Origin of the sequence: Micromonospora sp. NPDC049257, from assembly GCF_040678915.1 — a bacterium.
GTDB lineage: Bacteria > Actinomycetota > Actinomycetes > Mycobacteriales > Micromonosporaceae > Micromonospora > Micromonospora antibiotica.
This window is the reverse complement of sequence record NZ_JBFAQU010000002.1, coordinates 439,943-453,838: the sequence shown is the minus strand read 5'-3', so window position 1 is coordinate 453,838 and position 13,896 is coordinate 439,943. Positions and strand designations below refer to the sequence as shown.

The following is a 13,896-nucleotide window of genomic DNA, read 5'->3' as shown; positions in this document are numbered from 1 at the left end:
CGGGGCGGGGTCAGAGCACCGGGCCGCGCCAGCGGTAGCGCCACTGGTCGCCGGCCGACTCCAGCTCGTAGATGTGGGCGTCGGCCAGCCCCTGCGGGCCGAGGTGGTGATGGGTCAGCGGGGGCCGGTCGTTGCTGTCCAGCTCGACGTCGACCGCCTCGCCGTCAGCCGGGCCGTCCGCCAGGGGAATCCGTACCGTCGAAGACATGCGCCCATCCTGCCAAGCCGGACGCCGGGCCGCAGGGTTTGCCGGGACAGCGGGACGGCTCCGACGGTCCGGGCCGCGCCGGTCGGCCGGCAGGGTCGGGGTGCGGGTATCGTCCGCTGATGGCGGAGATCCAGATCGACCCGACGCTCGCTCCGGTACTGGCCCGCACCGGTGACGAGCGGGCGGTGCTCGACGCGTTCCTCGACTTCCACCGCGCGGCCGTGCTGCGCAAGGCACGGGGCTTGACCGACGCCGAGGCGTCCCGTCGGCTGGTGCCGTCGGCGACCACCCTGGCCGGCATCCTGCGGCACCTCACCCTGGTCGAGCGGAACTGGTTCCCGTTCCTGCTCGCCCCGGCCCCCGGCGATGTCTTCCCCACCTCCGAGGAGGACGCGGCGGCCAGCTTCGCCCTGATGCCGGGGGAGACCCTCGACCAGCTCACCGACGGCTACGAGCGGGCGTGTGCCCGGTCCCGAGAGTTGGCCGCCCGGTTTCCCCTGGACCATGTGGTCGCGCAGCCGCAGCTCGGTGAGGTGTCGCTGCGTTGGATCATGGTGCACATGATCGAGGAGACGGCCCGGCACGCCGGGCACGCCGACATCCTCCGTGAGCTGACCGACGGCAGCACCGGCGCGGTCTGACCCCCTGCCGGAGCACGACGTCAGCCGGGCCGGTGTGGGCCGGGCGTGGCGGGGAACAGCCCGGTCGGATACTCCATCCCGTCGTGGGTGCAGGCAGCCGCAGCGACCCTGGCGGCGTACCCGGTGGCCGGCAGCAGCGCCGCCCCGCGCAGCCGGGCGGCGATCAGGCCGGCGGCGAAGGCGTCGCCCGCCCCGTTGGTGTCGACCACCGCACCGGGCGGTGTCGTCGTCGGCACCCGCACCGGGGGCCGGTCGCCCGGGTGGACGTCCGCGCCGTCCGCTCCCCGGGTCACCACCACCGTCCGGGGGGCGAGCGCCGCGGCGACCGCCGGGGCCCGGTCGCCCAGCCGGACGCCGCTGACGAAGACCAGGTCCGCCGCCTCGGCGAAGGGCCGGTGGTACGGGTCGTCGCCGTCCCAGTCGTGCAGGTCGGTGGAGAGCAGCACGCCCGGGGCCAGCGCGGCGCGCAGCGTGGGCAACCGGCCCCGGACCCAGTCGATGATCGAAACGTGGACGTGGGCCGCGCCGCCGGCCAGCGCGGCCAGTTCGGCGCGCGGGAACGGCGGCTCCCCACGCCACGGTCGGGGGTCGTAGAGCGCCATCCGGCGGCCGGCCGGGTCGACCAGGTTGACCGACCGGCGGGTGCCCCCGGGATCGTCGGCCAACACCGACCGGATGCCGGTGCGGGCCAGCGCGGCGCGGACCACGTCGCCGGCCGGGTCGACCCCCAGCACGTCGACCACGGTCACCGCCAGTCCGAGCGCTGCGGCGGCCAGCGCCACCCCCGACCCGGTGTTGCCGACCCGCAGCTCGATCCCGGGAACGGTGACGGAATCGGCGAGGGGCAGCGGCAGCGCGGGCACCCGGGTGCGGATGTCGACGCCCAGCCCACCGACGACGAGCAGGTCCACCATGGCGTCGACGGTAACCGGGCGCCGCCGCCTATCCTGGCCCCCGGGCGTCGACGAGGGGGAAACTGTGCTGGTCATCCACGGGGTGTGGCTGGTCGGGGCCGGTCTGGCGGTGTGGGCGGAGGATTCCACCCGCCCGACGCAGGTGCCGCGCCGCCCCGGCCGGGCCCCGCGCGAACGCCCCCACCCCTTCGCCGCCGAACCGGCCGCCCTGGGCGCGTTGTTCGGTGACCGCCCGGCCGACGCCGTGCTGCTCACCCTCCCCACCCGGGCCGGTGCGCCGCTGCACTCCCCGGAGCTGGTCCCGACCACCGTCGGGGAACCGGTCCGCGGCCCGGTCACCCTCGCCGCCTGGCGGACCCCCGCCCTCCGGTACGCCCCGGACGACGCGTTCGCCCTGCTGCGTACCCTCGACGGGCTCGACGCCGTGGTCGGGGCGGGCCTGCGGCACCTCGCGGAGCTTGCCGACTTCGCCGCCGACCTGGTGGCCCGCGGCCGGTTGCTGCCCGGTGTGGCCGACCGCCCGCCGGGGGAGGTGCCCCGGTCACCGGCGGGCCGGCGGGCGGGCGGCCGGTCGGTGCCGTCGGCGGGAGCGGCGGTCGGATGGGCGGTGTGGCGACCCCTGCTCACCGGCGCGGACGCCGCCTGGGCCCGGTCGTTGGCCCTGGCCCTGCCGCCGGCCACCCGGGCCGCCGTCGACACCCCCACGCCCACTTCCCGCTCCCGTTCCGGGTCACGCCGGCCGACCGGCCTGCGGTCCGAACCCGGGGAGGTGTCGCCCGGTTCCGGCACCACCACGGCGGCCCGACCCGGTGTCGACGTGCCGGCCGGGGCCTGGTCCGGTTCCGACGCGGTGGCGGGCGCGCGGTCCGGTATTGCCGTGGTCGGGTCGGCAGGTCTGGTCGCCGACGCGGTGGACCTGCTCACGGATGCCGCCGCCCGCCGGGTGCTGGCCGACACCGACCTGGTCCGGGGCGGTCGGCGCGACGGCGCGACGGCCGGTTGGCTGGCGGCCCTGACCGGCCCGCAGCGGCGTTTCACCGCCGAGCCCACCGCGTTGGCCACCCTCCGCACCGAGCTGGACGCCTGGCAGCGCGACGCGGTGGGCGGCCCGGTCCGGGCCAGTTTCCGGCTGGTCGAGCCGGCCGACGACGAGATCGTCGAAACCCTGACCGTGGTGCCGGCCGACCCGTCGACCGTCATCGGGCAGGGTGGACGGTGGCGGATCGAGTTCGGCCTCCAGGCCGCCGACGAGCCGGGCCTGCACGTGGCCGCCGGTGACATCTGGCGGACGCCGGAGCGGTTGCCGGCGCTCGCCGGCCGGTGGAACGACCCGCAGGAGACCCTGCTGGCCGAGCTGGGCCGGGCCGGGCGGCTCTGGCCGGAGCTGGACGAGGCGTTGCGCAGCCCCACCCCGGAGCAGTTGGAGTTGGACGTCGAGGGTGCGCACCGGTTCCTGCGTGACGGCGCACCGGTGCTGCACGCCGCCGGCTTCGGGGTGCTGCTGCCGTCGTGGTGGCGGCGGCCGTCGGCGCGGCTCGGCACCCGGTTGCGGGCCAGCAGCCGGACCGCCCCGGGCACCGTCGCCGCCACCTCCGGGGGGCTCGGGCTGGACGCGCTCGTCGACTACCGATGGGAGGTGGCGCTCGGTGACGAGACGGTCGACGCCGACGAGTTGGCCGCCCTGGCCGCGATGAAGACCCCGCTGGTGCGGCTGCGGGGCCGGTGGGTGGAGCTGGACCCGAAGCGGCTGGCCGCCGGCCTGCGGCTGCTGCGTTCCCCCGGCGAGCTGACCGTCGCCGACCTGCTCAAGATGGGTCTGACCGGGGCGGACGACCCGGAGGCGCTGCCGGTGCTTCAGGTGACCGCCGACGGGCCGCTCGGTGACCTGCTGGCCGGGCAGGCCGAACGGCGGCTCGTCCCGCTGGACCCGCCGCCCACCTTTCAGGGAACCCTGCGGCCCTACCAGCGGCGCGGGTTGGCCTGGCTGGCCTTCCTCCAGTCGTTGGGGCTCGGCGGGGTGCTCGCCGACGACATGGGGTTGGGCAAAACCGTGCAGCTGCTCGCCCTGCTCGCCGGGGACCGACCGGACGCCGGGCCGACCCTGCTGGTGTGCCCGATGTCGCTGGTCGGCAACTGGCAGCGGGAGGCGGCCCGGTTCACCCCCGGGTTGCGGGTGCACGTGCACCACGGCGCGGACCGGGCCCGGGGAGCGGAGTTCGAAGCTGCGGTGCACGCCGCCGACCTGGTGCTCACCACGTACTCGGTGGCGGCCCGGGACGCGGTCGCGTTGGCGTCGGTGGGCTGGCACCGGCTGGTTGTCGACGAGGCCCAGGCGATCAAGAACGCCGCCACCCGGCAGGCCGAGGCGGTCCGGGCGCTGCCCGCCCGGCACCGGGTCGCCGTCACCGGTACGCCGGTGGAGAACCGGCTGGCCGACCTCTGGTCGATCATGCAGTTCGCCAACCCCGGCCTGCTCGGCCCGGCCAGCAGCTTCCGACAGTCCTACGCGGTGCCGATCGAGCGGCACGGGGACGCCGACGCGGCGGCCCGGCTGCGCCGGATCACCGGCCCGTTCGTGCTGCGCCGGCTCAAGACCGACTCCTCGATCATCTCCGACCTGCCGGAGAAGCTGGAGATGGAGGTGGTCTGCAACCTCACCGCCGAGCAGGCGTCGCTCTACCGGGCGATCGTCGACGAGATGCTCGCGAAGATCGAGTCCAGCGACGGGATGGAACGGCGGGGCCTGGTGCTGGCCACCATGACCCGGCTCAAACAGGTCTGCAACCACCCCGCCCAACTGCTGCGCGACGGTTCACCGCTGGCCGCCCGCTCGGGCAAACTGCAACGGTTGGAGGAGATCGTCGACGAGGTGCTCGCGGCCGGCGAGAAAGCCCTGCTGTTCACCCAGTACGCCGAGTTCGGCGCGCTGCTGCGCGGCCACCTGTCGGCCCGCTTCGGTCGCGAGGTGCTCTACCTGCACGGCGGGGTGGGCAAGGCCGACCGGGACGACCTGGTCACCCGCTTCCAGTCCCCGGACGGACCGGCCCTGTTCGTACTCTCCCTCAAGGCCGGCGGTACCGGGCTCACCCTGACCGCCGCCAACCACGTCGTACACGTCGACCGGTGGTGGAACCCGGCGGTGGAGGACCAGGCCACCGACCGGGCGTTCCGGATCGGCCAACGGCGACGGGTACAGGTCCGCAAGTTCGTGTGTGCCGGCACCGTCGAGGAGAAGGTGGCCGCGATGATCGCCGACAAGCGGGCCCTGGCCGCATCGGTCGTGGGCAGCGGCGAACAGTGGGTCACCGAGCTGTCCACCGGGCAGCTGCGGGAACTGTTCACGCTGGACGCCGGGGCGGTGGTCGAATGACCCCCCGGCGTGCCGGACCCCCCGCCGACGGCCCCGGCACGGCTGATCCTGACCCGGTCGGGTCGGGGCCGACTGGTCCGGCGGCGGAGGGCTCCGGGGTGGGGGGCGCGTTCGCCGACTTCGGCCCGCCGCGTCGGGTCGACGGCGGATTGCGGGCGCGCAGCACCCGGGGGGCGATCGGGGTCTCCTGGTGGTCCCGGCGGTTCCTGGAGGTGCTGGAGTCGTTCGCGCTCGGCACTCGACTCACCCGGGGCCGGGCGTACGCCCGCCGGGGGCAGGTGCTCCGGCTCGACGTGTCACCCGGGCGGGTCGAGGCGAGTGTGCAGGGTTCCCGCCCCCGGCCCTACCCGGTGGTCATCACCCTGCCGCCGTTTCCGGAGGCGCTCTGGGCCCGGGTCGAACGCGAGCTTGCCGGTCAGGCGTTCTTCAGCGCCCGGCTGCTCGCCGGTGACCTACCGGCCGAGTTGGAGGAGCTGTTCGCCGGTGCCGGTGCGCCGTTGTTCCCCGACTCGGTGGGGGAGCTGACCCAACGCTGCGGGTGCCCCGACTTCGCGGTGCCGTGCAAGCATCTCGCGGCGACGTTCTATCTGCTCGCCGAGGCGTTCGACGCCGACCCGTTCCAACTGTTGCACTGGCGGGGCCGCAGTCGCGACGCCCTGCTGGGCCGGCTCCGCTCCCTGCGCGCCGAGGCGGTCGGCCGGCCGCTGCCTGCCGGGGCGGTCGGGTCGTCTCCGCCCGCCGTCGTCGACCCTGCCGCCGGGCGGCAGGGTGTCGGATCGGCGAGCGGGCCGGCCGGTGTTCCGGTGTCGCGCGTACCGGACGGTGGGCCGGACGCCGGTACGCCCGATCGGACGTCGGGGCCCGGGTCGTCGGTGGTGGAAGGGGTGGCATCCGGGCCACCGAGCGCTGTGGCGGGGGCGGCCCGGGTGCTCGCCGACCTGCCCGACGCGCCGCTCACCGAGGCGGTGGACCGGTTCTGGCTGCCGCCGGTGCCGTTGCCGGACCGGCCGCCCATCCTGGCCACCGGTCCGGAACTGCTGCTGCGGCAACTCGGCTCGCCCGCTGCGACGATCGGCGGCCCCGGCCTGCTGGAACGCCTGCGCCGGGCCTACCAGGCCCTCGGCCCGTCCTGACCAGTGGTCCGCCCCGACCCGTGACGGTTCATGGTCGACACCAGTGGGGCGATGTCGGGGTGTCCCCGTCGCGTCGACCCCGCACCATCGCCACCCTGGTGTCGACCATGACGCGGGTCAACGCCAGCGGTGCCGGAAATGCCACATCAGGCCGGTGTTGGCTGCCACGAGCACGACGCACGCGGCACCGGCCGTCCGTCCGGCCACGACGGTCATCGCGGGCAGCGACGCCCACAGGATGACGGTCAGCAACATCAGCCAGCGTCCGCGCCGGGCCCGGATCCGATGGTCGAGTCTCGCGAAGAACTTCGGGTCGCTCTCCCGGAGCTGCCGGGTGATCTGTTCGAATCTGCGCTGATCCTCTTTGCTGAGCATGGCGGTGCCTTCCCCTCACGGCTGTCAGCGGTTCGGCGGCTTGTCAGCGGTTCGGCGGCTTACCCGCTCCGGCTGCGGGTCACGCCCTCCTGCTGCTGCTACTTTCGGTCCCACCCACCAGCCGAAGGGGACAGGCCGACCGAAGGCGCACCCGGCCGACCGAACGACGCAGAGCGGTCGACGGCACCGCGACAGACCGGCCGACACCGGGCCCGGCTGGCGGACGGGCGCGGCGAGGCTGCGGGTGGCCCGGCCCGGCCTGAGGGTGGGCGGGCCGGGTGAAACCGGGCTGCGGGGGCGTGCGGTGACTCTTCGCCCAGGCTTACCGGTGGCTTAAGTTTCGCTGTGCCGGTGAACGTCGGATGCGGTGACGCGTACCGCTGCGTCGTGACGGCAGGGCTGCCGACGGACACGTCGTCCCTGCTGGGGACGCCGCCGGCCGACCGGGGTGTGGCAGCCCGGCTGATCGGGGTGCTGAGCTGCGGCTTAAGTGCCCGCCGGGGCCGCCGCGACCCGCCTTGAAGGCGCCGCAACCCTTGGCTACCTTCCCCGCAACGACTCCTCCGGCAGCCGCCGCCGCACCCCTGCCCGCCCCCGGCCGCAGTGGTACGACGCATCGAAAGAAAACGGGACCGGTACATGGCCGACCAGAAGGTGCCACCGCGCCGACCGCACGCCACCGACGAGAGGCGTTCCGGCGCACCCTACGGCGAGCCGACCGCCGGACCCCCGCCGGTGTCCCGGGGACCACAGTGGGTGGGGCCCGAGGGGTTGGGTCGGCAGGCGTTCCACCAGCCGGCCGGCACCGGACTACCGCACCTGGACGACGACGGCGACGCCCGCGACCGGGTCGGCCGGCGGCGCGCACTGGTCGCGCTGGGCGGCACCGCCGCCGTGGTGGCCGGCGGCGCGGCGCTGGCGATGAGCCCCCAGGTGCGCGGCCTGTTCGGCGACGACGCCGCCGGGGACGCCACCGGCGTCACCGCCACCGACGGCACCCCGGCCCGCCCGAGCGGCCAGCAGCCCAGCACGGTACGCACCTACACCGAGCAGAACGAGAGCTACATGGGCTCCCGGGCCGGTGCGGCGCTGAAGAAGAACTCGCCCAGCGGGGGGCGTACCTTCTCCGGCCCGGCCGACGCGGCGGCGCAGACCCGGGTGACGGTGCAGACCGTGCTGGCCAAGGACCCGGTGCGGCACCTGGCCGGCCGGGCCACCTTCGGGGCCACCCCGAAGGTGCTCGCCGACATCAGGCGGATGGGCATCGACGCCTGGGTACGCCAGCAGCTCGACCCGGAGAAGATCGCGCCGAGCGCCGCCGAGCTGAAGCTCGCCGAGCTGCCCACCCTCAAACTGACCAGCCAGCAGCTACGCGACCAGCGGGAACAGCTCAACGCGCGGGGCGCGCAGCCGGAGCGGGAGATGGTCGACGGGACGCTGGCCCGGCAGATCTGGTCGGAACGGCAGCTGTACGAGGTGATGGTCGACTTCTGGAACGACTTCCTGCACGTCGCGGCGGACTTCGACGGCGGTGAGGCGTACCGGAACTCGTTCGATCGGGACGTGGTCCGCAAGCACGCCATGGGCAGCTATCCGGACATGCTGGTGGCGGCGAACAGGCACCCGGCGTTGCTGCTCTACCTCAACCAGAACGACTCCCGGGCCGACGCGGTCAACGAGAACCTGGCCCGGGAGAACCTGGAGCTGTACTCGGTCGGGGTCGACGGCGGCTACACCGAGAAGGACGTCCGGCAGGCCGCCCTGCTGCAGACCGGCCGGGGCGTCGACGACGGGCGGTACGTCTTCCGTCCCGAGCGGCACTACCGGGGCAAGGTGAAGATCCTCGGCTTCAGCCACCCCAACGACTCGACCGACCCGAAGAAGGCCGACCAGGTCATCGACGCGTACCTCACGTACCTCGCGCTGCACCCGTCGACCGCCAGGTACGTGGCCCGCAGCCTGGCCACCCGGTTCGTCTCGGACACCCCGCCGAAGTCCCTGGTGGACCGGCTCGCCAACATCTACACGGTCAACAGGGGCTCGGTGAAGCCGCTGCTGATGTCGCTGTTCAGCTCGTCGGAGTTCTGGGCGGCGGTCGGGCAGAAGGTGCGCCGACCGATGGAGTACCTGGTCGCCACGTACCGGACGCTGGGCGTCGGGCCGCAGGCCGGGCCGGGCTTCCGGCAGGGCGACAGCAAACGCACCGCCTTCGCCCAGGGGCTGCGCCAGATCCACGACAAGCTGCGCGAGCTGGGCCAGTACCCGATGGGCCAACCCACCCCCGACGGCTACCCGGACGTCTACGTCGCCTGGACGTCGGCCGGCACGATGGTCAACGGCTGGAACGAGGCCGCGGAGCTGATCGCCGGCCGTCGCACCCAGTTCACGTACACCCGGCCGGAGAAGCTGGTGGCGAAGCCGCCGCCGACCGCCGGGGCGTACGTGGACGCGTTGGCCCTGCGGCTGGTGCACCAGAAGCTGTCGGCGCGGGAGCGCACCCTGATCCTCGGGGTGGCCGGGGTGTCCGCCACCGCACGGGTCGACGCCACGTTCAACGGGGCGATCGCCGCCGTCGCGCGGGCGATCCTCGCGTCCCCCCAGCACCACCTGCGGTGAGGCAGACGATGGACAAGCCGGTGACGCACCCGAGGGAGAAGACCGTGCCCGCGTTCCCCCTGCACCCCGAGTGCCCCGACCTGCGCCGCCTCGCCGACGACCCGACCGAGGCGCTGCTGCGGGCCGAGGCCGACGTCGTCGCCGCCGAGAACGCCGCCGAGGCCGACCGCTACCGCCGGCTGGAGGACCTGGAGGAGGCCCAGCAGGACGGGCGCGGGGTGACCCGGCGGACGTTCGTCGCCGGGGCCGCCGCCACCGCCACCACGCTGGCCACCGCCCAGTTCGTCACCACCTCCGCCTCGTTCGCGGCGACGAGGACCGGCACCCTGATCCACGTCTTCCTCTACGGCGGGCTCGACGGGCTCAGCCTGGTCGCCCCCGCCGACGACCCGGTGCTCGCCAGGGCCCGCCCCGACCTGCTGCTCGGCGGCGACTCGCTGGCCCTGGGCCGGGGCTTCACGCTGACCAGCGCGTTCGCCCCGTTGGAGAAGTGGCTCAGGGCCGGTCAGCTCGGGTTCGTCCCGGCGGTCTCCGACGAGCGGTTGTCGCGCAGCCACTTCCAGGCCGCCGACGCCTGCAACCTGGGCGGTCTGCCCAGCGAGACCGGTGGCCGGGGCTGGCTGGACAGCCTCGTCGACGCCCTCGGCAAGGGCACCGCGTTCCGCAGCGTCGGCATCGGCAGCACGCTGCCCCGCTCGCTGGTCGGCACCAACGGCGCGTTGTCGCTCAACAGCGTCGGCTCGCTGCGGCTCAACGGCGACGACCGCTACCGGGCGGCCACCGAGAAGGCGATCCGGGGCCTGTTCACCGGGATCAACCACCCCGTCGAGGAGGCGGTGATCGAGGGGATGGGTGCGTTGGCGACCGCCCAGCAGCTCGCCGCCAAGCCGTACCAGCCGGCGGAGGGCGTGACCTACCAGGGCGTCGGGTACGCCTTCCAGCAGCTCGCCCAGCTGATCAAGGGCGGGGCGAACGTCCGGGTCGCCACGGTCGGGATGGGCGGCTACGACACCCACGAGAACCAGGGCACCCGCCCCGGCGGTCAGCTGCACCGTCGGCTCGGCGAACTGGCCGGCGCGATGGCGGCGTTCTTCACCGACCTGGGCGACCGGGCCGCCGACGTCACGATCATGGTGTCCAGCGAGTTCGGCCGTCGGGTCGCCTCCAACGGCGGCGGCACCGACCACGGCCACGGCGGGGTGGTCACCATCCTGTCCGGGCGTCGGCTCGCCGGCTCGCTGCTCGGCAGGTGGGACGGATTGAGCGATCTGGACTCGGGAGACGTACCTGAGTACAACAACATGTTCGACGTCTACGGTGCGGTGGCGCAGGGCCGGTTCGGGCTGACCACCGCCCAGGTCGACAAGATCTTCCCGAGGAAGAAGTACACCCCGATGAAGCTCTACGCGTGACCTATCAGGACATGCACGCCGCCGGCCGTCGCACCGGGGAACCGTCCCGGTCCGGCGGCCGGTCGGCTGCGTCCGTACGCCCGCCGCCCGCCCTGCCACGACGGGGGTCGGCCGGTCGGCGGGTGGTGTCCGGGCTGTTCTGGGTGGGCCTGGTGGCCGCGGTGCTGCCGTGGTGGCTCGACACCCCGGCCGGTTCGTTGGCCGGCACCGCCGACGTGCTCACCGCCGCCGGTCGGGTCACCGGCCTGGTCGCCGGCTACCTGCTGCTGGTGCAGGTGCTGATGATGAGCCGGCTCGGGGTGCTGGAACGCGGGGTCGGCGGCGAGCGGCTGTCCCGGGTGCACCGGGACCTGGGCGCGACGCTGCTGGTGGCGGTGCTGGCCCACCTGTCGCTGCTGGTGGTCGGCTACGCGCGCACCCAGGGCAACCCGGTCACCGCCCAGGTGGGGGTGCTGCTGCGTGACTTCGACGACATGGTGTCCGCGTTCGTCGCGGCCGGCATCCTGGTGCTGGTCGGCTGCACCGGCATCCGGGCGGTCCGCCGGGCGGTGCCCTACGAACTCTGGTACCACCTGCACCTGACCAGCTACCTGGCGCTGCTGCTCGGTTTCGGCCACCAGTTCAGCAACGGTGCGCAGCTCTTCCCACCCGGCCCGGTACGCACCGGCTGGATCACCGGCTACCTGCTGGTCGCCGCCGCCCTGGTGTGGGGCCGGCTGGTCGCGCCGCTGCTGCTCAACCTGCGGCACCGGCTGCGGGTGGCCGACGTGGTGGCGGAGAGCCCCGACACGGTGTCGCTCTATCTGACCGGTCGTCGGCTCCAGCAACTCGACCTGCTCGGCGGGCAGTACCTGCGCTGGCGGTTCCTGACCCGGGGCTGCTGGTGGCAGTCACACCCGTTCTCGCTCTCCGCCGCCGCGAACGGCCGCTGGCTGCGGCTGACCGTCAAGGTGGTCGGCGGGCACACCGCCGACCTGCGCGACCTCGACCCCGGCACCCGGGTCTGGGTGGAGGGCCCGTCCGGCACGTTCACCGCCGCGCACCGGACCCGGGACCGGGCTCTGCTGATCGCCGGTGGCAGCGGCATCGGACCGCTGCGGGCGATGCTTGAGGAGTTGCCACCCGGCGCGGCCCTGATCTACCGGGCCCGCACCCCGGCCGACGTGCTGCTGCACCACGAGCTGGACTGGTTGGCCGAGGCCCGGCAGACGTCGGTCTGGTATGTCATCGGCTCCCGGGACGACCCCGGCCCCCGCCAGGTGATGAGCCCGGACGGGCTGCGCCGGCTGGTGCCCGACCTGATCCGCCGCGACGTGTACCTGTGCGGGCCGGAGGGGCTGGTCGAGTCGTCGATGCGGGTGCTCCGCCAGGCCGGTGTGCCCCGCCGGCAGATCCACCTCGCCCCGTTCGAGCTGTAGGAAGGCACCTGACATGCGTCGCGCGCTGCTCGCGATCACCGGGCTGGCCGCCGGCACCACCGCCCTGGTGGTGCTCAAGGGCGCACCGGACGCCCGCCAGGTCGCCCAGGACCTGCCGGCCGGTGCGCCGGGCGGCACCACTGCGGCCACACCCGGCGCGGCTCCGGAGCGGGCCGCCGCGAAACCCCGACCGACCGGCCGACCCGACACCACCGCGGCCCGCACCCCGGGGGCGGGCCGGACCGGCACCGGAGCCGGCCCACGCAGCACCCCGGCCGCCCCGAGGACCAGCGCCGCCGCGCCGAAGTCGACCACCCGCAAGGTCACCGGGCCGGTGGTCGTCACGGAGTTCGGCAACGTGCAGGTGCAGATCACCGTCACCGGCACGAAGATCGTCAACGCGGTGGCCCTGGAACTGCCCCAGGGCGGCCAGTCCGACCTGCGCAGCAACCGGGTCGACGACACCTACAGCGGCACCTCCGGCACCGTGGTACGCCAGCAGGACGCCAACCTGGACACCGTCTCCCAGGCGACCGCCACCAGCAACGGTTACCGGCAGTCGTTGCAGGCCGCCCTCGACCAGGTGCGCTGATGACCGCGCCGGTGACCCGGCCCGGCCTGCGCCGGGTCGAGCAGGTGATGGGTACGGCGATCAGCCTGGACCTCGCCGACGACCTGCCCGCCGCCATCCTGCGCGAGTTGGCCGACGACACGTTCCACTGGCTGCGCGAGGTCGACGCCCGGTTCACCACCTACGCCGAGGACAGCGAGGTGCGCCGCGTCGACCGGGGGGAGTTGCCGCTGTCCGGGGCGTCGGCGGACCTGCGGGCGGTGCTGGCCCGCTGCGCCGACCTGTGGGGCGACACCGACGGCTTCTTCGACGCGTACGCCACCGGGCGGCTGGACCCCTCCGGTTACGTGAAGGGCTGGGCGGCGCAGGTCGCCTCTGACCGGCTGGTGGCCGCCGGGGCGGTCGACCACTGCCTCAACGCCGGCGGTGACGTCCGGGTACGCGGGCACTCGTCGTCCGGGCGGCCGTGGCGGATCGGCGTCCGGCACCCCTGGGACGCGTACGCCACCTGCCTGGTGCTCACCGGCACCGATCTGGCGGTCGCCACCTCGGGCGTCTACGAGCGGGGCCACCACGTCGTCGATCCCCGGCGGGGCGGCCCGGCCCGGGGGCTGCGCTCGGTCACCGTGGTCGGCCCGGACCTGGGCGTCGCCGATGCGTACGCCACGGCGGCGGTGGCGATGGGCGTGGCCGGGATCGGCTGGCTCGACCGGCTGCCCGGCCACCTGCACGCGGTGGTCACCGACGACGGTCGGCTGCTGCGCTCCACCGCCCTGCCGCTGGCCGACTGACCGCCCGTGCCGAGTGTCACCAGGTCGGTGGACGACGCGCGCCGACGCACAGGTCGGCGGCCCGCAGTCCGGGGTGCTCCGGGCCGTGTGGGGTGCGGGCGTTCACCGGGCCGTGTGGGGTGCGAATTTTCACCCGGCCGGGCGCGGTGTGGGCTCTCACCCGAGCGTGCCCGGTGCGGGCGTTCACCGGGCTGTGCGGTGGGTGCCGGCCGGACGGGAGCCGGTCGGCCGGGGGCGGCCGGGTCGGGAACCGGCGGGCCGGGTGTCCGACCAGTGTCGGGGCCGTCGCCGGTGGGGTGGTTCGGTGCCGCCGGTGTGCCGCATCTCGTCGTCCCTGGCCATGTCCTACCCCCGCTCCGGTGGCGCGTGCGCGCCGTCGTGGTGTGCAACGAGTCCGGCGTCGGCGGGGACGTTGGCGGGAACCCGACCCCGCCGACGCCCGTCCCG

The 13,896-nt window shown here is 74.5% G+C and carries 11 protein-coding genes; 8 read left to right on the top strand and 3 right to left on the bottom strand.

Annotated features, from left to right (window positions below; genetic code table 11):
- Positions 1-10 precede the first annotated feature (10 nt).
- A complete protein-coding gene (locus tag AB0K25_RS05970; protein ID WP_208568803.1) occupies positions 11-208 on the bottom strand; it encodes a hypothetical protein in 198 nt (65 codons plus the stop codon).
- Positions 209-327: 119 nt separating this feature from the next.
- Between AB0K25_RS05970 and AB0K25_RS05965 the strand changes: the two genes are divergently transcribed.
- Positions 328-849, top strand: a complete 522-nt coding sequence (locus AB0K25_RS05965) for a DinB family protein (protein WP_363818746.1) — start codon at positions 328-330, stop codon at positions 847-849.
- A gap of 20 nt (positions 850-869) precedes the next feature.
- On the opposite strand, the gene AB0K25_RS05960 is transcribed toward AB0K25_RS05965, so the two are convergent.
- A complete protein-coding gene (locus AB0K25_RS05960; protein WP_363818743.1) occupies positions 870-1,763 on the bottom strand; it encodes a carbohydrate kinase family protein in 894 nt (297 codons plus the stop codon).
- Positions 1,764-1,827: 64 nt separating this feature from the next.
- On the opposite strand from AB0K25_RS05960, the gene AB0K25_RS05955 reads away from it, so the two are divergent.
- Both AB0K25_RS05955 and AB0K25_RS05950 read left to right on the top strand, forming a co-directional pair.
- A complete protein-coding gene (locus AB0K25_RS05955) occupies positions 1,828-5,133 on the top strand; it encodes a DEAD/DEAH box helicase (RefSeq protein WP_363818740.1) in 3,306 nt (1,101 codons plus the stop codon).
- Positions 5,134-5,231: 98 nt separating this feature from the next.
- Entirely contained in the window at positions 5,232-6,266 is a 1,035-nt protein-coding gene (locus AB0K25_RS05950) for an SWIM zinc finger family protein (RefSeq protein WP_308290870.1), read from the top strand.
- Between the two features lie 117 nt (positions 6,267-6,383).
- Here the strand turns inward: AB0K25_RS05950 and AB0K25_RS05945 are convergent, their stop codons facing one another.
- Positions 6,384-6,641, bottom strand: a complete 258-nt coding sequence (locus AB0K25_RS05945; protein WP_219464100.1) for a DUF3040 domain-containing protein — start codon at positions 6,639-6,641, stop codon at positions 6,384-6,386.
- 639 nt (positions 6,642-7,280) lie between these two features.
- On the opposite strand from AB0K25_RS05945, the gene AB0K25_RS05940 reads away from it, so the two are divergent.
- The 5 genes from AB0K25_RS05940 to AB0K25_RS05920 are packed head-to-tail and all read left to right on the top strand — an operon-like array spanning position 7,281 to position 13,449.
- Positions 7,281-9,257, top strand: coding sequence for a DUF1800 domain-containing protein (locus AB0K25_RS05940; protein ID WP_363818735.1), 1,977 nt, complete (start codon positions 7,281-7,283; stop codon positions 9,255-9,257).
- A gap of 44 nt (positions 9,258-9,301) precedes the next feature.
- A complete protein-coding gene (locus AB0K25_RS05935; protein ID WP_308290869.1) occupies positions 9,302-10,669 on the top strand; it encodes a DUF1501 domain-containing protein in 1,368 nt (455 codons plus the stop codon).
- A complete protein-coding gene (locus AB0K25_RS05930; protein ID WP_363818732.1) occupies positions 10,666-12,087 on the top strand; it encodes a ferric reductase-like transmembrane domain-containing protein in 1,422 nt (473 codons plus the stop codon). The genes AB0K25_RS05935 and AB0K25_RS05930 overlap by 4 nt, the downstream gene beginning before the upstream one ends.
- A gap of 13 nt (positions 12,088-12,100) precedes the next feature.
- Positions 12,101-12,679 (top strand): FMN-binding protein, encoded by a 579-nt coding sequence (locus AB0K25_RS05925; protein WP_219464094.1) that lies wholly within the window; start codon positions 12,101-12,103, stop codon positions 12,677-12,679.
- 47 nt (positions 12,680-12,726) lie between these two features.
- Entirely contained in the window at positions 12,727-13,449 is a 723-nt protein-coding gene (locus tag AB0K25_RS05920) for an FAD:protein FMN transferase (RefSeq protein WP_219470256.1), read from the top strand.
- The last annotated feature ends 447 nt before the right edge of the window (positions 13,450-13,896 follow it).

Excerpts from the sequence above, each read along its gene's own strand:
- AB0K25_RS05925 (WP_219464094.1), top strand. The coding sequence starts at position 12,101 with ATGCGTCGCGCGCTGCTCGCGATCACCGGGCTGGCCGCCGGCACCACC.
- AB0K25_RS05920 (WP_219470256.1), top strand. The coding sequence starts at position 12,727 with ATGGGTACGGCGATCAGCCTGGACCTCGCCGACGACCTGCCCGCCGCC.
- AB0K25_RS05960 (WP_363818743.1), bottom strand. The coding sequence starts at position 1,763 with ATGGTGGACCTGCTCGTCGTCGGTGGGCTGGGCGTCGACATCCGCACC.
- AB0K25_RS05970 (WP_208568803.1), bottom strand. The coding sequence starts at position 208 with ATGTCTTCGACGGTACGGATTCCCCTGGCGGACGGCCCGGCTGACGGC.
- AB0K25_RS05940 (WP_363818735.1), top strand. The coding sequence starts at position 7,281 with ATGGCCGACCAGAAGGTGCCACCGCGCCGACCGCACGCCACCGACGAG.
- AB0K25_RS05945 (WP_219464100.1), bottom strand. The coding sequence starts at position 6,641 with ATGCTCAGCAAAGAGGATCAGCGCAGATTCGAACAGATCACCCGGCAG.
- AB0K25_RS05965 (WP_363818746.1), top strand. The coding sequence starts at position 328 with ATGGCGGAGATCCAGATCGACCCGACGCTCGCTCCGGTACTGGCCCGC.